General features: G+C 47.0%; 20 protein-coding genes and 1 tRNA gene. 3 read left to right on the top strand and 18 right to left on the bottom strand.

Annotated features, from left to right (window positions below; translation table 11 throughout):
* Window positions 1-403: 403 nt before the first annotated feature.
* From EPO18_RS15645 to EPO18_RS15690, 10 genes are all read right to left on the bottom strand, one after another.
* Window positions 404-874, bottom strand: a complete 471-nt coding sequence (locus EPO18_RS15645) for a copper resistance protein NlpE (RefSeq protein ID WP_292434838.1) — start codon at window positions 872-874, stop codon at window positions 404-406.
* A 186-nt stretch (window positions 875-1,060) separates the two neighbouring features.
* Window positions 1,061-1,636: an alpha-ketoglutarate-dependent dioxygenase AlkB family protein gene (locus EPO18_RS15650; RefSeq protein WP_292434840.1), complete on the bottom strand. Its 576-nt coding sequence runs from the start codon at window positions 1,634-1,636 to the stop codon at window positions 1,061-1,063.
* A 121-nt stretch (window positions 1,637-1,757) separates the two neighbouring features.
* Window positions 1,758-2,084, bottom strand: coding sequence for a P-II family nitrogen regulator (locus EPO18_RS15655; RefSeq protein WP_292434843.1), 327 nt, complete (start codon window positions 2,082-2,084; stop codon window positions 1,758-1,760).
* Between the two features lie 8 nt (window positions 2,085-2,092).
* The gene (locus EPO18_RS15660; RefSeq protein WP_292434845.1) at window positions 2,093-5,161 is read right to left on the bottom strand and encodes an efflux RND transporter permease subunit; all 3,069 of its coding nucleotides are present in this window, start codon (window positions 5,159-5,161) and stop codon (window positions 2,093-2,095) included.
* Entirely contained in the window at window positions 5,158-6,327 is a 1,170-nt protein-coding gene (locus EPO18_RS15665; RefSeq protein ID WP_292434847.1) for an efflux RND transporter periplasmic adaptor subunit, read from the bottom strand. Before EPO18_RS15665 ends, EPO18_RS15660 begins: the two co-directional genes overlap by 4 nt.
* Window positions 6,324-7,652: a TolC family protein gene (locus tag EPO18_RS15670; protein ID WP_292434849.1), complete on the bottom strand. Its 1,329-nt coding sequence runs from the start codon at window positions 7,650-7,652 to the stop codon at window positions 6,324-6,326. The genes EPO18_RS15665 and EPO18_RS15670 overlap by 4 nt, the downstream gene beginning before the upstream one ends.
* 564 nt (window positions 7,653-8,216) lie before the next feature.
* Window positions 8,217-8,609, bottom strand: a complete 393-nt coding sequence (locus EPO18_RS15675) for a hypothetical protein (protein ID WP_292434851.1) — start codon at window positions 8,607-8,609, stop codon at window positions 8,217-8,219.
* 938 nt (window positions 8,610-9,547) lie between these two features.
* A complete protein-coding gene (locus EPO18_RS15680) occupies window positions 9,548-11,734 on the bottom strand; it encodes a pentapeptide repeat-containing protein (RefSeq protein WP_292434853.1) in 2,187 nt (728 codons plus the stop codon).
* A gap of 511 nt (window positions 11,735-12,245) precedes the next feature.
* Window positions 12,246-12,581: a phage holin family protein gene (locus EPO18_RS15685; protein WP_292434856.1), complete on the bottom strand. Its 336-nt coding sequence runs from the start codon at window positions 12,579-12,581 to the stop codon at window positions 12,246-12,248.
* Window positions 12,582-12,843: 262 nt separating this feature from the next.
* A complete protein-coding gene (locus tag EPO18_RS15690; protein WP_292434858.1) occupies window positions 12,844-13,635 on the bottom strand; it encodes a sulfite exporter TauE/SafE family protein in 792 nt (263 codons plus the stop codon).
* A 106-nt stretch (window positions 13,636-13,741) separates the two neighbouring features.
* Between EPO18_RS15690 and EPO18_RS15695 the strand changes: the two genes are divergently transcribed.
* From EPO18_RS15695 to EPO18_RS15705, 3 genes are all read left to right on the top strand, one after another.
* Window positions 13,742-14,986, top strand: a complete 1,245-nt coding sequence (locus tag EPO18_RS15695; RefSeq protein WP_292434860.1) for a multifunctional CCA addition/repair protein — start codon at window positions 13,742-13,744, stop codon at window positions 14,984-14,986.
* Between the two features lie 529 nt (window positions 14,987-15,515).
* The gene (locus EPO18_RS15700) at window positions 15,516-16,013 is read left to right on the top strand and encodes a Crp/Fnr family transcriptional regulator (RefSeq protein ID WP_292434862.1); all 498 of its coding nucleotides are present in this window, start codon (window positions 15,516-15,518) and stop codon (window positions 16,011-16,013) included.
* 208 nt (window positions 16,014-16,221) lie between these two features.
* On the top strand, window positions 16,222-16,704 hold the full coding sequence (locus tag EPO18_RS15705) for a YajQ family cyclic di-GMP-binding protein (RefSeq protein ID WP_292434864.1): 483 nt from the start codon (window positions 16,222-16,224) through the stop codon (window positions 16,702-16,704).
* Here the strand turns inward: EPO18_RS15705 and EPO18_RS15710 are convergent.
* From EPO18_RS15710 to rpoD, 8 genes are all read right to left on the bottom strand, one after another.
* A complete protein-coding gene (locus tag EPO18_RS15710; protein ID WP_292434866.1) occupies window positions 16,701-17,597 on the bottom strand; it encodes a CPBP family intramembrane glutamic endopeptidase in 897 nt (298 codons plus the stop codon). The two genes, EPO18_RS15705 and EPO18_RS15710, sit on opposite strands and share 4 nt — an antisense overlap.
* Complete coding sequence (locus tag EPO18_RS15715; RefSeq protein ID WP_292434868.1) at window positions 17,591-18,337, bottom strand: 16S rRNA (uracil(1498)-N(3))-methyltransferase; 747 nt, start codon at window positions 18,335-18,337, stop codon at window positions 17,591-17,593. Before EPO18_RS15715 ends, EPO18_RS15710 begins: the two co-directional genes overlap by 7 nt.
* Window positions 18,338-18,339: 2 nt before the next feature.
* The gene (locus EPO18_RS15720) at window positions 18,340-19,692 is read right to left on the bottom strand and encodes an adenosylmethionine--8-amino-7-oxononanoate transaminase (RefSeq protein WP_292434871.1); all 1,353 of its coding nucleotides are present in this window, start codon (window positions 19,690-19,692) and stop codon (window positions 18,340-18,342) included.
* Between the two features lie 103 nt (window positions 19,693-19,795).
* Entirely contained in the window at window positions 19,796-20,653 is an 858-nt protein-coding gene (gene metF / locus EPO18_RS15725; RefSeq protein ID WP_292434872.1) for a methylenetetrahydrofolate reductase [NAD(P)H], read from the bottom strand.
* 135 nt (window positions 20,654-20,788) lie between these two features.
* A complete protein-coding gene (gene ahcY, locus EPO18_RS15730) occupies window positions 20,789-22,081 on the bottom strand; it encodes an adenosylhomocysteinase (protein ID WP_292434874.1) in 1,293 nt (430 codons plus the stop codon).
* Window positions 22,082-22,106: 25 nt separating this feature from the next.
* The gene (gene metK / locus EPO18_RS15735) at window positions 22,107-23,267 is read right to left on the bottom strand and encodes a methionine adenosyltransferase (protein WP_292434877.1); all 1,161 of its coding nucleotides are present in this window, start codon (window positions 23,265-23,267) and stop codon (window positions 22,107-22,109) included.
* Window positions 23,268-23,334: 67 nt separating this feature from the next.
* Window positions 23,335-23,411: transfer RNA gene (locus EPO18_RS15740), tRNA-Ile, on the bottom strand.
* Between the two features lie 10 nt (window positions 23,412-23,421).
* Window positions 23,422-25,230, bottom strand: coding sequence for an RNA polymerase sigma factor RpoD (gene rpoD / locus EPO18_RS15745; RefSeq protein ID WP_292435017.1), 1,809 nt, complete (start codon window positions 25,228-25,230; stop codon window positions 23,422-23,424).
* Between the last annotated feature and the right edge of the window lie 29 nt (window positions 25,231-25,259).

Below are 25,259 nucleotides of genomic sequence, written 5' to 3' on the forward strand. Positions count from 1 at the left end.
CGGTTCGCGCATTAGGAAGACAACTGTGTCGCGTAATATTCAAAATGCTGCGAGATGAAAAAACCTACGAAAATAAATAATTTTATTTTTCGGTTGAAAATATAAGCGGGATGTTCAGGTCTTGCAAAGACACATTGGTGCGTGAAAAGGGGTCAGGTTCTGAGGTATCCCCACAAAAAACAATCAATAATCAAAAACTTATATGAGATTCAGAATAATACCTGTTCCCTGGATGTGTGATTCAATTCGATTTCTTATAACCTACTGATTATAAATGATGATTATTAAAAATTCGTGGGGATACCTCAGAATCTGACCCGCTCTTCAGCTGAACGCCCCAAGGCTATGCTTTTTCATGAGCTGCAGTACGAATTGTATCTTATGAGTTGTTAAAGCAAATGCCTCAATGTGAGGAATGTGGCTTTGATGAGTCTTTCATATCGTTTCTACGCAGAATATAACGATCTGCAAGTTTTCCAGTGATACGGTTACCATTGTCATCGAGCTGGATGAGCCTATTTTCTTCGACAGAATAATGCCGTGTAGTTGAGTTATCGCGCGGTGTTATTGAAATTGTGCTGCTTTTATCGTCCCAAGTAAATTTTCCTTTTTCCACAAACTCTCTTTCTGACTTGCCGACATATTTGGTAAGCAACATATAACTGTTATTTTTGTTCAAAGCGAGTGTAGTCTTGACTCCCTTGCAATCATCACAGGGAGTAAAACCGTTATATACACCCGGCCATTCAATGCCATTTTGTGCATGATGAGTATCCTCATCCATTGTTTCAGCTGTTTCAGCAAAGACAGGGTTGCAACCCAAGAAAATTGCGATGAAAAGAAAAAAGGTTAGAAGTTGTCTAGATGTCGGCATGTTTGCTCCTTAATAAAACAACGGCCATGGTAAAGTAGAAAGGTTGCATTGTAAAACAGTGCCCCACCAGTCCTATCAGATATCGGCTTTGTAGATCGCTCGTTTTTTATGCCTGACATTCCCCAAGCTCATACATTGCAACGGTTTTTATGTTTAGCTATGATCGTTGTTCGTCTAATTTCAATACTAATTTGATGTGGGGATAACTTTACGGAACGTTAAGTTGACTCGTTCCTCCGTAACGCTTTGGTCGATTGGAACGCTATGTAGCCAATAATGTTGAAAAGCCGGTTGCATAAGCAGCAAGGTGCCTCTACGTAATAATATCCGGCCGTTTTCCGAAGACTTTTTATGCCGGAATTCAAACTGGCGTTCCGCGCCGAATGTTAAGGATGCGATAAACGGTTGTTCGCCCAGTTCCTGTTCATTATCCGAGTGCCAACCGACATAATCGTTTCCGTTTCGATACAAATTGACCAGTACTGAATTAAAGGGAAAATTTAAGTAAGTTTCGATTCGGTCTCTAATCTCGGATAGCAACGGCGTCCATGATTGGGTTTGCAATAGGTTGTTACTATAGCTGTAACGTATTCCCGGATCGGCATGCCAAGTCTGTAATCTGGGCAGGGTAAATTGCCGCCCGGCGACAGCATATCGGTTATCGGGCCACAGATGTTCATGCAGAAAATGCCGGTAGATGCATTCGCATTCGGCGGCATCGTAAAAGTCTTCGATGATCTCAAGTTCGGGGCAGGACGCCATCAATCTTAAGCTTTAGGTTGTGTTTTAATATGTGCAGTCCAGGTTGGGCAACGAAAAGCTGTTGCCAAACCGACTCGGCTCGGCTGGAAAATTTCAATGTTTTTTAACATTTGAATGTACGTCATGCTAAGTTACTTCCTCGCTCACCGGTGCTGATATGCCCGCCTTCGTCAACATTGATAACATAGACCTTACCTGCGCCATGCTGATGAGTATTGGCAACGGTCATGATGGCATTGAAAATAGTGCTCACCAATTCATCTCTGGCGAAAATCTCGATACGCTTTTTCGGCATGAACGGGGTGTAATCTTGTCCCTCGATAATTTTTTCACTGCCAAAGCCTTCGCAATCGGATACGCTCATGCCGGGAAAGTGGGGTATTTCGAGCAAAGTCTGAGTTAATTTAGATAACATAAAGGGCTGAATATAAGCTCGAATTTCTTTCATGGCATGCCTCAAGTTTCATGTTGTTCTTCAAAATGGCGGTAGAGCGCCGGTAACATGGTCAACGTCAATAATGTCGCGGTAATAAGTCCGCCGATAATAACCACCGCGAAAGGTTTTGCGGTTTCCGAACCGACACCGGTTGACAGCGCCGCCGGCAACAGCCCCAGTATCGCCATCAGCGCAGTCATCACTACTGGACGCAAACGGCTGACAGAACCTTGCAAGATAGCGTCTTGTAACGGAATGCCTTCACGCCTAAGATGATTAATCTGGGTTAGCAGGATAACACCGTTTTGTACCGCAATGCCGAACAACGCAATAAAACCGACTGCCGCCGACACGCTCAAGTGAATACCGGTCAGCAGTAAGGCAACTAATCCGCCAATCAGTGAAAAAGGCACGTTCATCACAATCAGCGATGCATTCTTGAGCGACTGAAAGGTCCAGAACAACAAAATAAAAATAAGCACCAAACTGACCGGAACAATGAATGAAAGACGCTTCATCGCGCGCTGCTGATTCTCGAACTGGCCGCTCCAAATAACTCTATACCCTGGCTCCAATACAACCCGTTCAGCGACTTTTTGCTGCGCCTCGGCGACAAAACTGCCTTGATCGCGCCCGACCAGATTACATTTGATAGCGATGCGACGCATGCTGTCCTCACGACTGATACGCGAAGCGCCCTGGTTGATCTTGATGTCGGCCAATTCAGCCAAAGGAATGCGGCTGCCATCCGGAGACAGCACGGTAATATCCTCAATTGCCCCGACCGAATCGCGTGCCGGTCCGGCCAGCCGCACCGTCACATCAAAACGGCGCTCACCTTCCAGCATCTGGGTAGCGGCTTTGCCGCCTATTGCCATGGCAATAACACTTTCCACATCGTTCATGGTGATGCCGTAACGGGCAATTTTGGCCCGGTCGATGGAAATAGCCATTTGGGCAAGCCCCGATTGCTGCTCGGCAGCCACATCGGTAGCACCTTCTATAGAACGAAGAATGCGAGTGATTTGATTAGCTTTTTCCTGAAGAATCTTAAGATCATCGCCAAAAATCTTGATCGCAATTTCGCCTTTGACACCGGAAATAGCTTCTTCCACGTTGTCCTGAATGACCTGGGAGAAATTGAACTGTAAGCCGGGAAACACTGCCAAGCGTTTCTGCATAGTTCCAACCAGTTCTTCCTTGTCTTTATAACGCCAAGTGTCCTTGGGCTTAAGATCGATAAGAACTTCCAAGTTATTGAAACCCTTGGGATCGGTACCATCCTCCGGGCGGCCTAACTGGGTCAGTATCGACTTGGCTTCGCTGAACTCGCGCAAATGTCCTCGTATATCCTGTTCCAGCACTTTCGCTTTCGCTAATGAGACAGACGTCGGCAGCGTGATGGTCAACCAGATATTACCTTCATCCAGCTTGGGCATAAACTCGGTTCCGATCAACGGCGTTGAGGCCAGCGATAAAGCCAAGGTCAATCCTGCGCCAATGAATAATTCGCGGGGGTGACGTAATACGGCTTCCAATGCCGACCGATAGCGCCGCTCCATACTTTCCACCAGCGGATTGTGCGATTCGGTAAGCCGGGGGCCAATCAGGTAACTCAACAGCACAGGCACCAGCGTTAAACTGATGATCAATGAGCCCAACAGCGCAAAGCTGAGCGTGAACGCCATCGGCGAAAATATTTTCGCCTCGACCCGTTGAAAGGTGAAGATAGGCAAAAAGGCAATGATAATAATGGCCTTGGAAAACAGGATGGGTCGGGCCAACTCCACCGCCGTGATCAGCATGGATTGACGCATATGTGCGACACTGGCCTTTTGGCTCATCTCTAAAGTCACTTTGACCATAATCGCCTCGACCAGCACCACAGCGCTGTCCACGATAATGCCAAAGTCAATCGCCCCGAGCGAAATCAGGTTCGCGGAAACATGCTCGGCATCGATCAAGATGAATGCGAACAACAGGGATAACGGGATAACGGTAATAACGACGGCCGAAGCCAGCGCTCGACGCAGGAAAATAACCAGGATAGCTAAAATCAGCGTAGCGCCTTCCAGCATATTATGCTCGACGGTATGTACCGTATGTTGCACCAGATCTGTACGATCATAGATAGGAATTATCTTAATGCCGGGCGGCAAAATATGATCGTTAAGACTCTCGATTTTTTCCTTCACTCCCTGCAACACCTCAATCGCATCCTTACCTTTGATCAGCAAGACCACGCCTTCAACGACATCGTCGCGCCCGTTGTAACCAACGATGCCGTTGCGCGGTTGCGGGCCTATCATCACATTAGCGATATGTTTAACTAACACCGGCACACCGCCTCGACTGGCAATGACGATGTCGCCGATCTCATCAGCGGACTTTAATAGACCCGCGCCACGCACTACCAGCGCCTCGTAGCCGTGCTCGATATAACCGCCGCCGGTATTGGCATTATTGGCAGCGACAGCTTGGTAAACTTCGGGAAGCGTTAATTTGTAATCTCTTAGCTTGTTGGGATCAACCTCTATCTGGTATTGTTTAACGCCGCCGCCAAAAGCCACTACATCGGCTACGCCTTGTACGGTACGCAAGGTACGCTCAATCACCCAATCCTGCAGAGCGCGCTGTTCAATCAACGGATAGTTAGGCGCTTCAATACGATAACGATAAATTTCACCGACACCGGTGGTCAACGGTCCCAGCACGGGGCTGACCTCGTCCGGCAAGCTGGCGGTTCCTAACCGCTCTAGAACTTGCTGCCGAGAGAAATAATCCTCCGCCTCATCATCGAAAGTCAGCGTTACCACAGACAAGCCAAAAATGGATACCGAACGCATATTGATCAAATGCGGTAAACCATTCATTTCTTTCTCAATCGGCAAACTAATCAGCTTTTCGACTTCCTCCGGGGCTTGACCGGGATATTGGGTGACCACTTGCACGAAAACATTCTGTACATCGGGAAAAGCCTGCACCGGCAGACGTTCGAACGATATAACGCCGACGACGGCCAGCAGCACTGACGCACCGATAATCAACAGGCGTTGCTGTAGGCAGAACGCAATTATTTTATGAATCATGGCTTGCTTTCTCCGCCTTTCTGTTCAGCATCCTGCTCGGCATCTTCCTCGGTGCGCAGCAGCAGGGCGCCATCGGCCACTAGTCGCTCTCCAGGATTCAAGCCTTCAAGAATCACAGCCTTATCCTTAAGGCGCAGACCTGCTTTGACCGGACGTTTTTGATAATGCCCGTCACCGACCGCCACGAATAACCAATCGGATTGATCTTCGGTAAATAGCGCCGTTAACGGCACAACAACGGCTTTATCATTCGGGGCGCTTTGCACCTCGATAGCTGTGTACATCGCAGGCAACAGGCGGAACTCGGGATTAGGCAAAGTGCAACGCACTTTTACCGTGCGCGTTGCTTCTTCGACCACCTGCCCGATATAACTGACCGTTGCGGTAAAAATCTCGCCGGGATAAGCCGGTACTCGCACCAGCACCTGCGCTCCGGCATGAATCAAGCCAATGTCTTTTTCGAAAATATCCATCTGCACCCATAATCTGCCCAGATCGGAAATGACAAACAGCGGCGCACTCAGATCGGGCCTGACTTCCATACCGGGGTTGATGTTACGTTCGGTGACCGTTCCGGCAATCGGCGCATGCAGAACAAAGCGGTTATCCGTGCGCCCAGTACGCACACCCAGATTTTCCAATCTGAGTCGCGCCCGCTCCGCTTCGCTACGAGCACGCGTCAGATTATCTTGCGCCTGCTCCTGATCCTTGCGCGGAGCGATGCCGTTCGCATAAAGCTCCTGCATGCGCTGAAAAGCCCTGTGAGCTAAATTTAAGTCTGCCAGTGCTTCGGCATAATCAGATTGCGCCTGCCCCAATTCAGGACTATCCAGTTCCGCCAAGGCATCGCCCGCCTGAACATGGGCGCCTAATGCAGCGATAGTGCCGACCACTCGTCCGGCAATAGGCGAGGAAACCCGGGCGGTGCGGGTTTCGTCATAAGTAATCTTACCCGTTACCGGGTCCATTAAAGGACGTCGCACCAATTCAACAATAGCTTCCTTGATATACGCACGCTTGGGCGAATCGGGGCTGAGTATGACTTCATTCTTGGGGAGTGCCGTAATTTGACGTTTGGGCTCATTATTGTGCGGCTGACAAGCCAGTAGAGACAGACCTAGCAGTCCGATGATCAACAGGATCGGATCGAAAAACTTTATATTCATAATTCGGCTTCTTCCCCATAAGCCATCAATAAGTCAGCCCAAGCGTTGCTACGGTTCTTCAAAGCGGCGTAATAATCCAGCATCATTGCTTTGTAATTGCGCTCTGCGTCAATCAAGTCCAGCAGCCCTACTGCGCCTTTCTGATAAGCAATCTCCTGCGCTTTACGCAACATTTCAATGCGCTTCACCACGGCTGTTTCAAAGCGTTGTGCAATAGCGTCCGCACTCTGCCATGCCGCCAAGGCTTTCATAACCTCGGCTTGCACACCCTGCTCAGTCTGTTTAAGGGCCAACTCGGCAGAATTTAAACCGACACGTGCTCTTGATATTTCACCTTCCTGGCGATAGAACAACGGCAGCGGCACACTGATGCCGACACCACCGCTATCCGTAAAGAAGTTACCGGGATCACGCTGGTAAAAAGCACTGACGGTCACATCGGGAATAGCCAGCCGATTTGCCAATGTCAGCATTTTTCCTGCCTGTTCAATACGCACTCGAGCAGCTTGCAGGTCCGGCCGCCGTTCCAGCGCCTGTTTGACCAATTGATCTTGCCCTACTTTTGCGACACTAGGGGCTGCTTCAGGCCAAGCCTCGACAGCAGAGATTTCCAGACTGTTTTCAGGCCAGCCCAGCAATAGCAGCAGATCGGCGCGAGCCTGATTTAACGCAGCCTTAGCCTGATCTTGATCGCCTTGCGCCTTAAGGCTTTCAACCTCAATCCGGGTAAAATCCGTCGCAGAAATATCCCCCACTTTAAGTCTGGTGGCATTGACCCGCAGAATTTCACGATAGCGCTCGAAATTGTCGGTTGCCACCGTGGCAACTTTTTGCGCCAGCAGCAGACTGTAATAACTGCGCCGTACGGCATTGGTGAGCACCCGCGCAGTGTCTTTCAAATCAAGGCTTACCGCTTCGGTCGCCAGCTCGCTGCTTTCTATCCGTAACCTTCGTTTTCCGGCCGTCTCGATCAATTGTTGAATCTGTGGCGATACCGCAGGCAACGGCGCGTCGCTGTATTGCTGATGAGACATCTGTGGAGTTAGCGACGAAATGGTGAAACTGAACACCGGATTCGGAATCGCGGCCGCAATAATCTCTTGCGCCTGAGCATCATTAATATTGAAGTTTGCTGCGATCAAACTGAGGTTTCGTTGATAGAACAGTGCGATGGCTTGCTGTTCAGTAATGGCTAGTCCGGACCTTATCACCCCTGTTTCCGCCTGTAATGCCATCGTCCATAAAGTAAAAATCAGGCAAACTAAAGCTTTAACATTTTCTCGATTTATTGCTAAGAACGTAAGCCGCAAAGGCTTATTCTTCATTGAGTAAAATAGCATTTCAGGAGATTAATTTATTTACCTTAGTATTATTCTTAATTTTGGTGTTGATAGAACTATTAGGGTATCTGTCATATGCCTGTGCAACGGCCTGAAATAGTGAATTCATGATTTATCTCCGGTTGCAGAAAGAATCAATCCGCAAGTTGTGTGCTGAAAAATAGCGTGAGCACGCTACCTAATCCGCTACGCTCAAACACTCAATTGACAACTGCAAAGAGCGTACTTGGGGTTGCCGCGACCATCGAATGCACCATGGAGTTCAACCTGGAAAGGTGGTGACAAGGTTGAAACTGAATCGCATGTGTCCACTGTTGCGGCTGACAATATTCAATTCAGCGCACATTATTCAAGCACCGCTTTTTATTTTCACAATGTCGCCTCCGCAACAAGGCTGTTCATGTCGCCGGTATTGATACGCTTAGTTGACTGGCATCCGGTTTGTTTATTGCGTAACTACAGAATTTTCCTGATTGATTGCATGAGTTCATAATTTATGTATCGTAGAAATATTAAATGGCGATTCACTGATATTGGTGCGGACATCCTTCAGTAATAGCATTCCTTTTTAATCTGTGAACGGTTTCTATCCCATCTATGGCTACCTCTTATTTTGCATTTTAGCCCTTCCACGTCGAGCAACATCTCAGCCATTTTTCGATTAACGGCAATGACTTTTTCATATAGATTTATCGCTTCTTGGTTCTGCGATTTAAGGTCTCCCGCATTTTTACCGTAAACATAGCTCTCTGACTCAAATTGGCTGAGAAGCTTTTTGTGTTCATCAACCTTAATCTGTATTTCGTTTGCCTCATCTTCAAAGTGTTGTGATAGCGCTACATGATGCGCGATTAAGTCGGCATTTAATGAGTGCGAATTCATATGGCAGCATGCGGAGAGCAAACAAACCAGAACTGGTAGTATCAATAATTTTGTTTTCAAGAGATTTATCCAATAAATCAATTATTGATCGATATGTTCATCTTTGTATTATGCAAGCCAATAAAGAATTGGCAGCACCAGCAAAGTGAACATTGTTGAAGACAGGATGCCCTGGTTCCTGATAGCACAGTCGAAACCACAAAGGCTGTCATCAATCAACGTTCAATGTTTTCCAGTTAACAATATTGGCTTTACCAGCTTAATGTGTTCTAAGATATTGATTTTATAAGTAGCGTTCTTGGTATCTGGAAAATTTTAAATGTTGATTTTCCCGATTTCCTGGTAAGTTTTGCATGTTGATTAATAATTAAAAATACAATATTTCAAACTAACTGCACAATACGTACACATGCATATACACACTATGGCACCTCGAAAAACCATCCTCCATGAGATAATAGCCTCATCTCATTCCATCGGATTCTAGAGCCCATGATCAAAGAAAGCCTGTTTGCTGTTGAAGAACGAGAAACTAAGCTGAACAAGTTAGGTGATGTTCTTTAAATTCTGGACACACATGTCGATTTTACCGCTTCAGCGGCTGCGATTGATTTAGCGGCGCCAAGGCTCTGTCGAGAACGCGGAGGCCGTCCGCCGTTCCCAACCGGAATCATGGTAAGGACTATTGCAGCGACTTAAATTTCAACTGCTGGATCGCTTGAATTTTCAACGGCTCGCGGGTCTGGCATGGGAGCCAAATCCTTGATTGCACTCTTTTCCAGGCGTTCCATAAGCGTCTTATGGCCGCCACCAGTGAAACGCTATTTGAAGCCGAAAAGCAAATAAAGGGTCAGAATAAAGAGGGCAGGTTACTTTTCGTCACACCAAGAAAAAAAGATGGGTCTTGAGTTGTGAATGGCCGAGTTTTTGTTTTAGAGGGGCGCAATGTTTATGGCTCATAAGAGGCTGTCGGGCAATGCTGCGTCATTTGTTTTGGTTTATTCCTGTTGTTTTGCTGTTTCCCGTAATTCTTGCCGAGTTTGCTCCAATAGCGCGCTTAAGCCTGCGCAGGGGGCTGGGATATCCAGCGCTTTGAGTAAAGCTGCTGCCAGGCCAAAATTTGGGTCATTATTTATAGACTTATTGAAGCTGCGCCTTGCAATGCCTGCAGCTATTGCGCCATCCGAACAAGCCAGTTCGATCAATTTCGGGTGCAGCACATTGGTACGGTAAACATCCAGTTGTAACAGATTACGGTATTCGCATTCCAGTAAGGTTGGATTATCGCTGTAGCAGCCTAACCGACTGATTGGTTTTCCCGACGGTATATCCGTACTGGCAGAACTCATACGCGCTTGAAACGCAGTGAAATTTTCACTATCTAGTATCGGCTTGAGTGTCGATTCCAGCTTGCGCTGTTGCTGCTCGTTCCAATTCGACGTCGAGCTTTTAGTAATAAATGCGCCATCGAGATTAGCTTGCGGCCAGTCAACTCCCTGCAATTCGGCTTCGCGTAGTTCCGCACCTTGTAGTTCCGCCAGGGTTAAATCCGAGCCCTGAAGTTTTGTATAAACCAAATCCGCACCTTGAAAATTTGCTTCACGCAAGTTGGCACCCTGTAAATTTGCCCCGCGTAGATCTGCACCTTGGAGTTTCGCCTTACTAAGATCCGCACCCTGCAAATTCGCTCCGCGTAGATCGGCGCTCTGCAGTTTTGCCCAACCCAGGGCAGCGCCCTGCAGATTAGCTCCTCGCAAATCCGCGCCTTGAAGATCGGCCTCGATCAGCCCCGCACTTTGTAGTTGAGTTCCGCCCAAAATCGCGCCCTGCAATTGCGTTTTGTCCCAACCGACTACGCCTTGCAGCTTCGCTTTTAACAGGATCGCGCCTTGCAACTGTACGTGACGAAGATCGGCTTTGGGCAACACGGCCCCGAAAAAATTGGCGAAGCGCAGATCGCGATGTTGTAAATTGAGCCCGTCAAATTCTTTAAACGCAGCGTCGCGCACCTGTTTATCGGGATCTATTGCTCGGGTCAATAGCGATAAAGACACCCCTTTGGGCACCAGCCTGGCTTCTCTGAGATTCAGGTTGCGCGAAAATAAATCCAAATTGAACCATGAACAGGGACCGAGCATTACCTGGAGAATGGATGCTTCGGACTTTTCAGCCAGCGCTAGCGAGGTGCAAGAAACAACATCGTATTTATGGGCAGCGACACTCAGCCATGATTCAGGTACTTTACGGATCAACCAATCTTCGAAGTAACTGGGAGTATCCTCAGATTTGCCTTTATCCGGGGCGTAATAAGTTTGTACGGTAATACTGCCGGGTATCACTGCGATAATACTGATCAGAATAATCACGGGCACAGAGACTAATAAAAAAATCATGCCCTTAGGTTCAGTTTCAGGCTGTAACATAGGGCGGTGAATAATTTCACGCGCGGCCAGGTTCGGCCAGCGGCGTTGAATTGATCGCGTTAGCCGGTTCCATCCGAGGGTGCTTAAATACCGGAGCCAAGCAGGCCAATAACCCAGCAAGCGAACGCCAAAGTTTCTCCACCATTCCCTGGCCCGGTCTTGAGGTGAGGCGATTAACGGCCACAAGGTAATCAGCATAGCTGCATCAATCCAAACTGCGAAGCGCTGCGACCAAGTGATAACTTCGTCGTGAAACGGCAGGAAACGAATTTGTGCGGCTAGCAACATTAATAAAGGTAAAGCAATAACAGTAATACCCACCACCAAGGATAGCAGCCAGCGGATCAGCCAGACTTCAGAACGCCCTGCGATCAGGTGAGTGAAAGGAAAGATGAACAAGCGGTCGCGCACTTGTTGTCCGGCCGGCGTATCGGGAAGGTCGCGGTCTAGATGCCAAAGTTTGCAAGAGAGCAGTTCCAATTGCATCAGCAGGTTGAAATGCAGTAGGACTACCATCCACGGCACAAAGGAATAAAAAGCAGTAAGCGGCAGATCCACATCCAGAATCGGGAGTTTGACCGGACTGATGCGCAGCAGGTCCTCATGCGTTGTGCCCCAGACGATAACGCCAAGATAGGTGACGAATGCCAAAAATGCGACATGTAGCGTCGCCACAGTTTGAGATGCAGAGTTGGCAGCTTCCAGAAGTTTCTCGATATGCGATGAGAGTTCGTCGTTGATTTGCGGTACCGGATCGGACATGGCGGTTGGGCTGGTTATTGTTGATGTTTAAGTTTTGTGGAGTATAGGTCAAATAAGGACATGCATTATGGATAAAGCTTCAAAGCCTAATATAGTGCGTAAAGATTACCGCCTATTTTGATAGATTAACAACACTCATCAACGGATGAGCTGTACAAAAACATCTGTAGCCGGTTAAAAAGTCCGGCGTTAGCAGCAATGCACGTTTTTAGCTAGAAGATAATCGGGCGATAGACCATGGGTTATCTTAAGCGGCTAAATTTATACGGTTAGATTCACTTAAGGAAGAGCTGAACAAATTGATTCCATTCATGGTTCGACAAGGCTCTCCTGAGTACAGTCGAAGCCTGTCATGAGCTTGTCGAATGGGACTCACCACGAACGGAATCGACAACTTACCGTTCATCCTGAGCCTATCGAAGGATTTAATCAGCGCTTCCTTAATACTGCCTTTTCGCATCATTAAAAAACGGAGTGCCGGGCAACGAAAAACGGTTGCCCGTCTATGAGGCTATGTTAAAAGATCAACGCCAACATTGAGTAACGTAAGTACCAAGCTTCCCACCAATGCGGGCCAAAAGCCTTGAACGCGAATGCCCGGAACCAGCGCCGCTACCAGCCAAAGCATCAGTGCGTTGATTACTAATAGAAAAAGCCCAAAGCTGAGAATGGTGAGGGGTAATGTGAGCACAATCATGATCGGTTTTACGATTGCGTTCACTAAACCGAGAACAATTGCGCCGATCAACGCGGATCTCCAACCTTCTATTTGAACGCCTCGGACGAAGTAGGCCATAAGCAGCAATAAGCCTGCCGTCAAAATTAAATGCGCGAAAAACGAGACCATAAATACCTCCAATCAGTTTTTAAAGCTGTAAGGCGTAGCGGGATCACCGCTACGGTTGCATGGATAGATATTTGTTCCCTGGCAAGTCAGCCCAGTATGACAGGCTGTTGCCAATCGGATAAGCCGGGCATGTTTTCTATGTCCGACACTTGAAGATGAGTTCCATGAAAACCAATGGAGCCAAATGGATCTGAAATCAATGGAAAAATCGAAATAAACCAATAGAGTCAGATTCCGGGTATCGCAATAATGCCAATGAAGATCAAAACCACATTAACTTGGCCGCCATCACAAACAGCAGCAGCGAAAAATAGCGTTTTAGCTTTTCCGCAGGCAGCTTATGAGCCAGCTTTGCGCCTATCGGGGCGGTATAGGTGCTGGTTAATACGATGCCTAGAAAAGAGGGGATATAAATATAGCCCAAACTCCAGTCAGGCAACTGCACCATATCTCTACCCAATAGTGCATAGCCTATGGTTCCGACGATGGCTATCGGCAAGCCGCAAGCGCTGGCTATGGCTACTGCATTGCGCATCGGCGTTTGAAAATGGACTAAAAAAGGCACAATAAGCGTACCGCCGCCTATTCCCAGCAGTGATGCCAAAAGCCCGATTAGGCCTGATATGCCCAAATCCAATTTTTTGGACGGTTGCTGCTGTCCTGGCTTTGGCTGCAATTGCAAAGCCATTTGCACGCCCACGCCTAATAAATAGATGGTAAACATAAAGCGCAATACGCCACCGGCTATATGATCTGCGATTACGGATCCGACCGCCGCGCCGACCATAATCCCCGGCCCCAAGGCCAATACTCTATCCCATAATACGGAGCCCAATCGATGGTGCGCAAGCACCGAAAAGGATGAGGTAAAAACAATGGTCGCCAGCGAGGTTGCCACCGACATGATCATAACCAGTTCTGCTGGGAATCCTTTTGCCGCAAACAACATCGCTAAAACCGGCACAATAATCAGGCCGCCGCCTATCCCGAAAAGTCCTGCCATCAATCCCGCGACTGCGCCCAGTAAAATACTGGCTAAAAAAATTGCTATCACTTTATTCCCCTGATTATCTGTTGGACTACTGTACCGGCATTATGCCTTTTTTTGAATAAGGCTGTGCTATTCTAGGCGCATTATTTAAACGGTTTGAGAAAAATCAGTGGAAATATATCTTGTAGGCGGGGCGGTGCGCGATAAATTACTTGGACTTCCGGTCAAGGAGCGGGACTGGGTGGTAATCGGCGAGACTCCCGAATCCATGGTGAAGCAGGGTTTCCGGCCGGTAGGCAAGGATTTTCCGGTATTTTTGCATCCGCAAAGCAATGAAGAATATGCGTTGGCCAGAACCGAAAGAAAAACCGCGCCCGGCTATAAAGGCTTCACGGTACATGCATTGCCCGATGTCAGTTTGGAGCAGGACCTGATCCGCCGTGACTTGACGATCAATGCAATGGCGATGACGCCGCAGGGCGAGCTCATTGATCCTTACGGCGGACAACCTGATCTTGAACAACGTATTTTTCGGCATATTTCACCGGCATTTGCCGAAGACCCGGTGCGGATATTGCGCGTCGCCCGTTTTGCCGCCCGCTACGGCCGTTTGGGTTTTACGCTGGCAGAGGAAACCCGTGTTTTGATGCAATCCATGGTAACGGCGGGGGAGGTCGATCATCTGGTTCCTGAACGGGTATGGGCCGAATTGTTTAAGGCGCTTAATGAAAAATCACCAAGTGCTTTTTTTTATACTTTAAAAGATTGCATGGCGCTGGATAAAATTTTCCCGGAAATAAGCTGCTTATTCGGCGTACCGCAGCCGGAAAAATATCACCCTGAAATCGATACCGGCATTCATACCATGCTCAGTTTGGAGCAAGCGGTCCATTTGTCATCTAACCCCGAAGTCAGGTTTGCGGCGTTAGTCCACGATTTGGGCAAGGGCGTATCGCCCAAAGCCAACTTGCCGCATCATCATAGGCATGAAACTCATGGCCTGCCTCTATTGGAACAGATGTGCACCCGGTTACGAGTGCCTAACTCGTTTAAATCATTGGCCATGCAAGTCATGGAATACCATACTCATTGCCACCGGGCTTTTGAATTACGCGCCTCAACATTAGCAGACATGCTGGCAGCTCTGGGGGCCTTTAAGCCGGCCAATAAATTGCCTGAGTTTTTGTTGGCCTGCGAGGCGGATGCCAGAGGCAGAACCGGATTTGAAAATTCTCCCTATCCTCAAGCCAAACTGTTAAGCGGTGCGGCCAAGGCGGCTGCTTCAGTTGACACATCGGCTATTCTGAACGGAGAACTTAAAGGTTCGCAGATCGGTGAGGCGATTCGCCGTTTGCGCATTGAAGCTGTCGCCGAGTTTATTAAATCGTGCGGGAAAACATCACGCACGGATTGATCAGATTGGGCAGGCGAGTCCTTATATGCTCTTTCAGTCTATGCATAATTGTTTCCGCCGGTTCCCTTTTGCTATGAAAAGCATCAGAAGCAATGAATTTTCCGGAATTCTGGCCTCCCATATGAGTAGCCTATTTTTTCGATTGATTCACGCATGTCCGGCAATCTTCAGCAATCATTACTGTATCCCTGAGGTATCCCCATGAATTGTCGTACAGTCAATAAATTAACTGGGGCAGGCTGGAAAAAATCAGGTCATTTTCTAAGTTGACGTTTTTTAATAAAAAATTGTTTGCAACAGAACTCCGATAGTTCTTGGTGTGGAAGGATAATGATCCATTAGTCTTTTACTTAAAAAACTATATTATATTGATCATAATAATATTTTGTGAGGATGCCCTAGGTTCAGGGTAGAATTAAAACTGAAATTTATTTTTTACTCCTCCCCCTAATTATTCTGTATCTTAATTTATGCGGCTCATCATGCCACGCTATACAGGTAATTGGTCAGCGATCAGGGATATAAGGTCTTGAAAGATCCAATTAAAGAAATAGTTGCCGACTCGAAGTTTGCGGAAGGAGTCGCCTGGGTACGCCGTCATTTTCTGGCTAACGAGGTTATTGTTAAAGAGGGTGAGTTGGGTAATTCTTTGTTCTTCATTGAAGAAGGAAAGTTGAGGGTCTCAGTTCATGTAGAATTGGAGGAACGTCGAAGAGTCCAGCCGGGAATTAGTGACTTAGAGCAAGGTGAAATATTCGGCGAGACTTGCCTATATGAATCGCGTGCACGGACGGCTTCTGTTATAGCAGTAACCGATGGCTGCTTGCTGGAAATCGATGGGGAAAAGCTTAATGCTTATTTGAATGAACATCCAGTTCAGGGATATTTATTTTTTAGAAGATTATTCGAGATTCTTTTTGAGCGAATGGGTCGCAGTAATCATACTATCGAACATCTGTTGGCATGGGGACTTAAAGCTCATGGAATAGATGTTTATTTGCAAACCGATCAGATAAAACAATCTTGAATTCATTGCGATAAGCGGACTTTTGATTATTTCTTCTCGCTCACACGCTGACGTTTTACGGAGCTTTTCTGCATAAGACAGGCTAAGTCAGTTCATTAGCGGTTTAATTGTTGAGTTAGTTTGATTCTGCGCGGAATGGTGTTGAATAATGCATGAAAGATCATTATAGTTAAATCCCTTTTGCCACCCTGTGTTGTAAATCATAATCATGCCTTCTTTTGACATCATTTCAGAATTCGACAAACACGAGCTTACTAACGCCGTTGACCAGGCCAATAAGGAAGTCAGCACGCGCTTTGATTTTAAAGGTACCGACTCAAGCTTTGAATTGAATGACGATAAAGTGATCATGATCTCCCAATCGACGTTTCAGTTACAGCAATTGTTCAGTGTTATCTGCTCCAAACTCACGCGACGCGGCATTGATATAGCTTGTATGGAGACGGGCGACCCAAAGCCTAGCGGTAAGGGGATGCGTCAGGAAATCATTATGAAGCAAGGTCTGGATAAGGAGCTGGCCAAAAAAATCGTCAAATTGATCAAGGATAAAAAACTGAAAGTCCAGGCGGCCATTCAAGGCGACCAGGTTAGGGTGACCGGAAAAAACCGGGACGATCTGCAAAGCGTCATTAAAATGCTTAGAGAAGAAAAGCTGGAAATGCCGTTGCAGTTTGAAAATTTCAGAGATTAAAGTAAAACCTTATGAAGCTTCACCCACGGTTTTTTATAAATAAAATAGCCGATAATCGCAAGGCTAAGCCATCCGGTGACTAAAGGCCCGATGACTCCGTCATAACTACTGACCAGATAAATATAGTCAGAGCTAAAATCGGTATTAAACACGCTCTTGCTCATTTTGATTTGCCACACCCAGCAGGTGTGGCAGCCGATACATAATCCCAAGCTTTCTTTTACCTGTGCCCTGAGGATTCCAAGAAAAATACCTACCATCAACAACGCTAAAAATGCCGATAGAATTTCCGGGTTCAGCAAATTGGCGAATGCTTCGCCAAGCAATGTAAAACCGCTTAATACTTGAACCTGTTGAGCAGGTATTTCGGTTTGGCTGTCCAGAAAATGCAACGCGGCATAATAAGCTGAGCTGAATAAAATTGCCGCGGTGACGGGCAACTTCTTTTTTAAGCCGGCAAATAAAATGCCTCGAAAAATAGGTTCCTCAATCATTGAAACCAACAGTCCTACCGATAACGCAATAAGCATTTTTTTAGCCACCAAGCCAGCCGTCCATGTATGGGCTTCGTCTATTACATTGATTCCAAGGGCATACTGGACGATAAACACCGGCATCAAGGTAATTAATCCTAAGCCAAACCCTAGCAATAGTTGCTTTAAAAATAAAGGTCTTGCAGCAAACCCTAAATCCGCCTTGTTAAATTTCAGATAGGCCATGGCTGGAAAAATACTCAGCACTAAAAATAACTGTGTTGATTTGGTAATTATTTTCGATAAAGAAAAGTCAGTCTCTACATTCTGCAGAACAAGATAGCCTACGATGCAAGCTAATGAGGCAGTCGCCAGTAATACCAGAAGAGGCACTATTGAATAAACGATATATCTCAGCATCTGTCGCTATTCCCGCCAAAATCGCCCCACAGCAACTGTACCGCGGCTAAGGCGGCAAGCGAAGCGGTTTCTGTTCTTAAAATACGAGCGCCTAGACGAACCGGAATAAAGCCGGAAGCTTTTGCGGCGTCCCGTTCCTGATCTGAAAAGCCGCCTTCCGGGCCGGTAAGCAAGGTTACTTTCATCGTTTCGGGTTTGAGTTCTGTTAATGCGGTTTCCGCATAAGGGTCGAGAAACACTTTTAGGCCCTGTTGGCTGTCTACCCAGATCGGTAACGTCTCGATTTCCGATAATGCGGGTAACTGGGTTCTGCCGCTTTGCTCGGCGGCATGTTGAACTATTTTTTGCCAGTGCAATAGGCGTTGCGGTTTCTTTTCGCCTTTAAATTGCACTACGCAACGTTCGGTTAATAATGGCGTGATTCGGTTAACGCCCAGTTCCACGGCTTTTTGTACCGTCAAATCCATTCTGTCGCCCCGTGAAATGCCCAGGCCCAAGGTTACCTGCAACGGCGATTCTACAGTGCGATCATCCCATTGCCCGACGTTAATCAGCACGGTTTTCCGGCTGGCTTCGGCAACAGTACACTGATATTCTCCGCCTTGGCCGTTAAATAAGATTAGTTGATTATCTTTTTTTAGTCGTAACACAGTTCTGACATAATGCCCGTTGTCGTCGTCGAGTTCGATAAGCTTGCCTGTGGCTAGCGGCATTGGTGTATATAACCTGGAGATTCGCATAATCAATCCTTAACCGCCAGTTGTATGCCTTGCCATGCTACTTCGGCGATTAACAAAAGCTCCTCCTCGGTAACAATATAGGGCGGCATAAAATAAATGACATTGCCTAAAGGACGCAATAATACACCTTTGGATAGCGCATATTGATAGACTTTAAGTCCGCGACGCTCCTGCCAGGGATAGGCTTCGCGTGTGTGCTTGTTTTTAACCAGTTCAATCGCCAGGATCATGCCGGTTTGCCGGACTTCAGCGACATGCGGATGCTCGCTAAAACGCGCCGCCGCTTTCGTCATACTGTCGGCTAAACACCGGTTTTCTTCGATGATGTTACGGTATTGGAAAATATCCAAGGTGGCGAGCCCTGCCCTGCATGCCAACGCGTTCCCGGTATAGCTGTGCGAATGCAGGAAGGCATTCAACGACTGGTAATCGGCATAGAACGCCCGATACACCTGATCGGTCGTTAATACTGCCGACAGCGGCAAATAACCGCCTGTTAAGCCTTTGGACAAGCACATAAAATCAGGACTGATTGCCGCCTGTTCACAGGCAAATAGCGTTCCGGTGCGCCCGAAACCAACTGCGATTTCATCGGCGATCAGATGGACATTGTGTTTATCGCAGGCTACACGTAATAATTTTAAATAAACCGGGTCATACATGCGCATATTGCCGGCGCATTGAACCAAAGGCTCGATAATGACTGCGCAAACCGTGTTGGCGTGTTGTTGCAGGATTTGCTCCATCAGCATGAAGCGGCGGGTGGAATAATCCGTCCATGACTCGCCGGGTTCGCGGTGATAACAGTCCGGTCCGGGTACGGTGATCACGTCCATTAATAACGGCGCGTAGGTTTCTTTATAGAGCGGCACATTGCCGACGGCTAGCGCGCCTAAGGTTTCGCCGTGGTAACTGTTTTCCAGCGTGATGAATTTGGTTTTTTGAGTTTGGCCGAGGTTCCGCCAATAGTGAAAGCTCATTTTGAGCGCGACTTCCACCGCAGAAGAGCCATTGTCGGCATAAAAACAACGGTTCAGTCCTTGAGGCGTTACTTCAACCAATTTTTCCGCCAGTTTGACGGCGGGTTCATGGGTGAATCCGGCAAAGATTACATGCTCAAGCGTATCGAGTTGGTCTTTTAATGCCGCATTGATTTCAGGATTGCCGTGTCCGAATAAGTTCACCCACCATGAGCTGATCGCATCGATATAGCGATTGCCGTCAAAATCCTCCAGCCAAATACCTTGCCCTTTTTTGATCGGAATAACCGGGAAAGTCTCATGATCTTTCATTTGTGTGCAGGGATGCCACAAAACGGAAATATCCCGATTGGAAATAGATTGATTGGACGACATAAGCTAAGGGCTCAAGTTGATATATTCGTTGCCAATAATTGGGAACGAGTGTAATTCTTACTGAAAATGCGAGTTGGAGAGCGGCCCTGTCTGATGAATGTCTTTAACTTTGGGGTTTGATTTGCAGGTTTTCCAAAATCGCAAGGGTAGGGGCAGACTGATTCATCGTATAAAAATGCAGCCCTGGCGCACCGCCTTCCAGTAAGCGTTGGCAAAGGTTGCTGACTACGTCCAGGCCGAATGCTTGTACCGCTTCCCTGTCATCGCCAAAACTTTCCAGGCGTTTTCTCATCCAGCGAGGAATGTCCGCGCCGCACATTTCCGAGAAGCGGAACAGTTGCGCGTATTGGGTAATCGGCATGATGCCGGGCACGATGGGAATTGTTATTCCGCTTTTTTCGCAGGCATCGACAAAATGAAAATAGGCCTCGGCATTGTAAAAATATTGAGTAATGACCGAATTAGCGCCTGCTGCGACTTTACGCTTGAAGTTTTTAAAATCTTCCGACCCACTGGCGGCTTGCGGATGCACTTCAGGGTAGGCGGCAACATGAATCTGAAAATGATCGCCGGTTTCCTGGCGTATAAATTCGACCAGCTCATTGGCGTAGCGGAATTCACCGGCTGACATCATGCCGGAAGGCAAATCCCCTCTTAATGCGACAATTTTAGTAATGCCGTGATCTTGGTAATCTTTCAGAATCGCGCGGATATTATCTTTGGTCGATGCAACGCAGGACAAATGCGGCGCAGCGGCAATACCTTTGGATTGAATATCGACGACCGTAGTGAAAGTTTTGTCGCGGGTAGAGCCCCCAGCGCCGAAGGTAACGGAAAAAAAGTCGGGATTGAGTTTTGCCAGTTTGCTATGAACAACTTGCAAGCTTGCGGCGCCTTCTTCTGTTTTTGGCGGGTAAAATTCGAAACTGAACAGTTGAGGGTGCTTTTTTTGTGATTGCATTTTATGGTCTCACTGATGGGAATCTAACGACTGTATGGGCGGATATTTGCGTTCCCAAGGTTAGAGTCATTGCCACTCGTGTCGTAGTAACGACACGAGTGGCATTCCCACGGGAACCGTGAGAGAGATGATTAATCAATAACGATAATGATCGGCTTTAAATGGCCCTTCAACCGGAACATTGATGTACTTGGCTTGTGCTTCAGTCAATACGGTCAAGTTCACTCCCAGTTGTTTAAGATGCGATCTTGCAACTTTTTCGTCCAGTTTCTTAGGCAGGATATAAACTTTGTTTTCGTATTGTGCGGCATTTTTCCAAAGTTCTATTTGCGCCAGAACTTGGTTACAGAAAGAGTTAGACATCACAAAACTTGGATGTCCTGTAGCGCAACCCAGATTAACCAAACGGCCTTCTGCCAGAATGATCAGGCGTTTGCCATTAGGGAAAATCACATGATCAACTTGAGGCTTGATATTTTCCCAAGTGTATTGACGTAATGAGGAAATTTCAATTTCTGCATCGAAATGGCCGATGTTGCAAACAATCGCCTGGTCTTTCATCGCAAGCATGTGCTGATGAGTAATGATATTGAAGTTGCCGGTCGCGGTAACGAAAATATTAGCTAGAGGTGCGGCTTCTTCCATCGTGACGACGCGATAGCCTTCCATAGCGGCCTGCAATGCGCAAATCGGATCGATTTCGGTAATCCATACTGTTGCGCCGAGGCCGCGTAAGGATTGCGCGCAGCCTTTGCCGACATCGCCGTAACCGCAGACTACGGCGATTTTACCGGCAATCATTACGTCGGTAGCGCGTTTGATGCCGTCAACCAGCGATTCGCGGCAGCCGTACAGGTTATCGAATTTTGATTTTGTGACCGAGTCATTAACGTTAAAAGCGGGGACTTTTAAAGTGCCTTTGGCAACCATTTCATACAGACGCAATACGCCGGTAGTGGTTTCTTCGGACAAGCCCTTAATGTCGGCCATTAATTCGGGATATTTTTCATGCATCATGACGGTTAAGTCGCCGCCATCGTCCAGAATCATATTCGGACGCCAGCCGTCAAGGCCATCAATGGTTTGAGCAATACACCATTCAGCTTCTTCTTCGGTTTCGCCTTTCCAGGCAAAAACAGGAATGCCGGCCGCAGCTATTGCCGCAGCGGCATGATCTTGGGTAGAAAAAATATTGCAGGAAGACCAACGAACCTCGGCACCCAATGCTGTCAGGGTTTCAATTAATACTGCTGTTTGAATAGTCATGTGCAAACAGCCAGCGATACGTGCACCTTTTAATGGTTGTTCTGCACCGAATTCTTCACGCAGAGCCATTAAGCCCGGCATTTCAGTTTCGGCGATATTAATTTCCTTGCGGCCCCATGCTGCCAGAGTAATATCGGCGATTTTATAATCTTGTTGGCTCATCACGTTTCCTGTGTTTAGTATTTAATTAAAGACCGGCCGCATCTTTTAATGCGTCAACTTTGTCGGTTTTTTCCCAGCTAAAGGAGTCTTCGGTACGACCGAAGTGACCATACGCCGCTGTTGGTTGGTAGATAGGTTTCAATAAGCCCAGCATTGCAATCAAGCCTTTGGGTCTTAAATCAAAAATATCTCTGATAATTTGTACCAGTCTGTCTTCGCTGATTTTACCTGTGCCAAATGTTTCGACTGTGATAGAGGTAGGTTCTGCAACACCGATCGCGTAAGAGACCTGAATTTCGCAACGCTCGGCTAATCCGGCTGCAACAATGTTTTTTGCTACGTAACGCGCCATATATGCTGCAGAGCGGTCTACTTTTGAAGGATCTTTGCCTGAAAATGCGCCGCCGCCGTGTCTTGCCATACCGCCGTAAGAATCGACAATAATTTTACGTCCGGTTAAGCCGCAGTCGCCGACAGGGCCGCCGATAACGAATTGACCGGTTGGGTTGATGAAATATTTGGTGTCTTTATGCAACCATTCTTTCGGCAGAACAGGCAGGATAATTTCATCCATCACTGCTTCGTGCAATGCTTTTGTAGCAATTTCCGGTGAATGCTGAGTAGACAAAACGACGGCATCAATCGCTACAGGTTTGTTATTTTCATAGCGGAAAGTAACCTGGCTTTTGGCGTCAGGGCGCAGCCAAGGCAAAGTTTTATTTTTACGTACTTCTGCTTGACGTTTGACCAGCAAGTGAGAATAGGTAATCGGCGCAGGCATCAATACATCGGTTTCATTGCTGGCATAACCAAACATTAAACCTTGGTCGCCCGCACCTTGTTCGTGGTTTTCAGCCTCATCGACACCCATTGCAATATCGGCCGATTGTTTACCGATCGCATTTAAAACCGCACAACTTTGTCCATCGAAACCGATATCACCGTGGTCGTAGCCGATTTCGCAAACGACTTTCCGCACCAGGGCTTCAAGGTCAACCCATGCGTCGGTGGTTACTTCGCCGGCCAAAATGACCATGCCGGTTTTTACTAAAGTCTCGCAAGCAACTCGTGAACGAGGGTCTTGTGCCAATAAGGCGTCAAGTACCGCATCTGAAATTTGATCGGCAACCTTATCCGGATGCCCTTCTGAAACTGATTCTGATGTAAAAGTATAATTATTGCTCACGATCCCACCTTGCTAAAATGTAAAAACCCAGATGTACAAAAGGCTGCCTATGCAGCCTTCTTGTGTATGGTGGGCCCTGTAGGACTTGAACCTACGACCTGCCGATTATGAGTCGGACGCTCTAACCAACTGAGCTAAGGGCCCTTTGTATTATTTACTCGCCATCCAAAAAGCACCTTAATTGCTCTGATCTTGAAGGATGTCTAAGTTTTCTCAATGCTTTGGCTTCAATTTGACGTATTCTTTCACGCGTCACATCAAATTGTTTGCCCACTTCTTCCAATGTATGGTCGGTATTCATATTAATACCAAAGCGCATGCGCAAAACTTTTGCTTCTCTTGCGGTTAATCCGGCCAATACATTTTGTGTCGATTCCCGTAAGCCGGCAATCGTTGCAGCCTCGACTGGGGACAATACTTTAGCATCTTCTATGAAATCTCCCAAATGAGAATCTTCATCGTCACCGATAGGTGTTTCCATTGAAATAGGTTCTTTGGCAATTTTCAATACCTTGCGAACTTTATCTTCCGGCATTTCCATGCGTTCCGCCAGTTCTTCCGGTGTTGCTTCGCGGCCCAATTCCTGAAGAATCTGTCTGGAAATTCGATTCAATTTGTTAATTGTTTCGATCATATGCACAGGTATACGAATAGTCCTGGCCTGATCCGCTATGGATCGAGTGATAGCCTGTCTGATCCACCAAGTCGCATAAGTTGAAAACTTGTAGCCGCGGCGATATTCAAATTTATCGACAGCTTTCATTAAGCCGATATTGCCTTCCTGGATCAAATCGAGGAATTGTAACCCGCGATTGGTATATTTTTTTGCTATTGAAATGACCAGTCTTAAATTAGCCTCAATCATTTCTTTTTTCGCGCGTCTTGCTTTGGCTTCGCCAATAGACATGCGGCGGTTAATATCCTTAAGTCCGTTAATAGTCAAGCCATACTCTGCTTCTATATCGGCCAGTATTTTTTGGGCTTTTCTTACATCTTTTTCACGTTCTTTCAGTGCTGCCGAGTATTTGCTTTCGGTATTCAAATGTTGGTCGAACCATTCTGAGCTGGATTCATGATCGGTAAAAGACGCAATAAATTCCTTGCGAGGCATTTTTGCATGAACGACAAAAATATCCATGATTAGCTTTTCCTGTTCGCGTACAGCAGCGACGCCATTAGGAATAATAGCCGTCAATTTCTTCAAATATTGCGGTGTCCATTTAAATTCCATGAACAAGTCAGCTAAAACTTCAAATTCTTTTTCTGTTTTGTCGCTCAAATAGCCGTGTTTTTTGATTGCTGAAGCAGCCGTTTTTAGTTGCTTCCTAAGGGTCTCAACTTTCTCTTTGACCTCTTCGTAATTCAGTCCTTTCGGCTCTTCTTCGGTGGGTGTTTCTTCGACATCCTCGCTCACAGGCAGAGCGTTGACGAAATCTTCGGGCTCGCTTAAATCTACAAAGCCGGAAACTAAGTCTGTCAGGCGAATTCCGCCTTCTTCACTGGAAATGCCGTCAAATGATTGTAAGAAATCTTCAACAACGATGCAGGAACGAGCAATGGCCTTAACCAGCTGCTGTTGGCCTTCTTCAATGCGCTTGGCAATTTTTAACTCGTCTGAACGAGTCAACAATTCTACCGAACCCATTTCCCGCATATACATGCGCACTGGATCCGTAGTTCTGCCAAACTCACTATCAACAGAAGCTAAGGCCGCGACTTCTTCAGCATCTTCATCGTCTGTAGTAACGGCTGCTGAGTCAGTAATAAGGGAATCTTCATCCGGCGCAACTTCGTAAACCTGAATTCCCATATCATTGATCATGCCAATAATATCTTCAATTTGTTCCGGATCAACAATATCGCTAGGCAAGTGATCATTGACCTCGGCATAAGTCAGGTAACCCTGTACCTTGCCTTTGGCTATCAATTGTTTAAGTTGGGACTGCTGTTGTTCTTGATTCATCATTTACTCACGGAAGACGCTGTTCGGCC

The organism is Methylobacter sp., from assembly GCF_004322395.1.
In the GTDB taxonomy this organism is placed as follows: domain Bacteria; phylum Pseudomonadota; class Gammaproteobacteria; order Methylococcales; family Methylomonadaceae; genus Methylobacter_A.

Excerpts from the sequence above, each read along its gene's own strand:
- EPO18_RS15645 (WP_292434838.1), bottom strand. The coding sequence starts at position 874 with ATGCCGACATCTAGACAACTTCTAACCTTTTTTCTTTTCATCGCAATT.
- EPO18_RS15650 (WP_292434840.1), bottom strand. The coding sequence starts at position 1,636 with ATGGCGTCCTGCCCCGAACTTGAGATCATCGAAGACTTTTACGATGCC.
- EPO18_RS15655 (WP_292434843.1), bottom strand. The coding sequence starts at position 2,084 with ATGAAAGAAATTCGAGCTTATATTCAGCCCTTTATGTTATCTAAATTA.
- EPO18_RS15660 (WP_292434845.1), bottom strand. The coding sequence starts at position 5,161 with ATGATTCATAAAATAATTGCGTTCTGCCTACAGCAACGCCTGTTGATT.
- EPO18_RS15665 (WP_292434847.1), bottom strand. The coding sequence starts at position 6,327 with ATGAATATAAAGTTTTTCGATCCGATCCTGTTGATCATCGGACTGCTA.
- EPO18_RS15670 (WP_292434849.1), bottom strand. The coding sequence starts at position 7,652 with ATGAAGAATAAGCCTTTGCGGCTTACGTTCTTAGCAATAAATCGAGAA.
- EPO18_RS15680 (WP_292434853.1), bottom strand. The coding sequence starts at position 11,734 with ATGTCCGATCCGGTACCGCAAATCAACGACGAACTCTCATCGCATATC.
- EPO18_RS15685 (WP_292434856.1), bottom strand. The coding sequence starts at position 12,581 with ATGGTCTCGTTTTTCGCGCATTTAATTTTGACGGCAGGCTTATTGCTG.
- EPO18_RS15705 (WP_292434864.1), top strand. The coding sequence starts at position 16,222 with ATGCCTTCTTTTGACATCATTTCAGAATTCGACAAACACGAGCTTACT.
- EPO18_RS15710 (WP_292434866.1), bottom strand. The coding sequence starts at position 17,597 with ATGCTGAGATATATCGTTTATTCAATAGTGCCTCTTCTGGTATTACTG.
- EPO18_RS15715 (WP_292434868.1), bottom strand. The coding sequence starts at position 18,337 with ATGCGAATCTCCAGGTTATATACACCAATGCCGCTAGCCACAGGCAAG.
- EPO18_RS15720 (WP_292434871.1), bottom strand. The coding sequence starts at position 19,692 with ATGTCGTCCAATCAATCTATTTCCAATCGGGATATTTCCGTTTTGTGG.
- metF (WP_292434872.1), bottom strand. The coding sequence starts at position 20,653 with ATGCAATCACAAAAAAAGCACCCTCAACTGTTCAGTTTCGAATTTTAC.
- ahcY (WP_292434874.1), bottom strand. The coding sequence starts at position 22,081 with ATGAGCCAACAAGATTATAAAATCGCCGATATTACTCTGGCAGCATGG.
- rpoD (WP_292435017.1), bottom strand. The coding sequence starts at position 25,230 with ATGAATCAAGAACAACAGCAGTCCCAACTTAAACAATTGATAGCCAAA.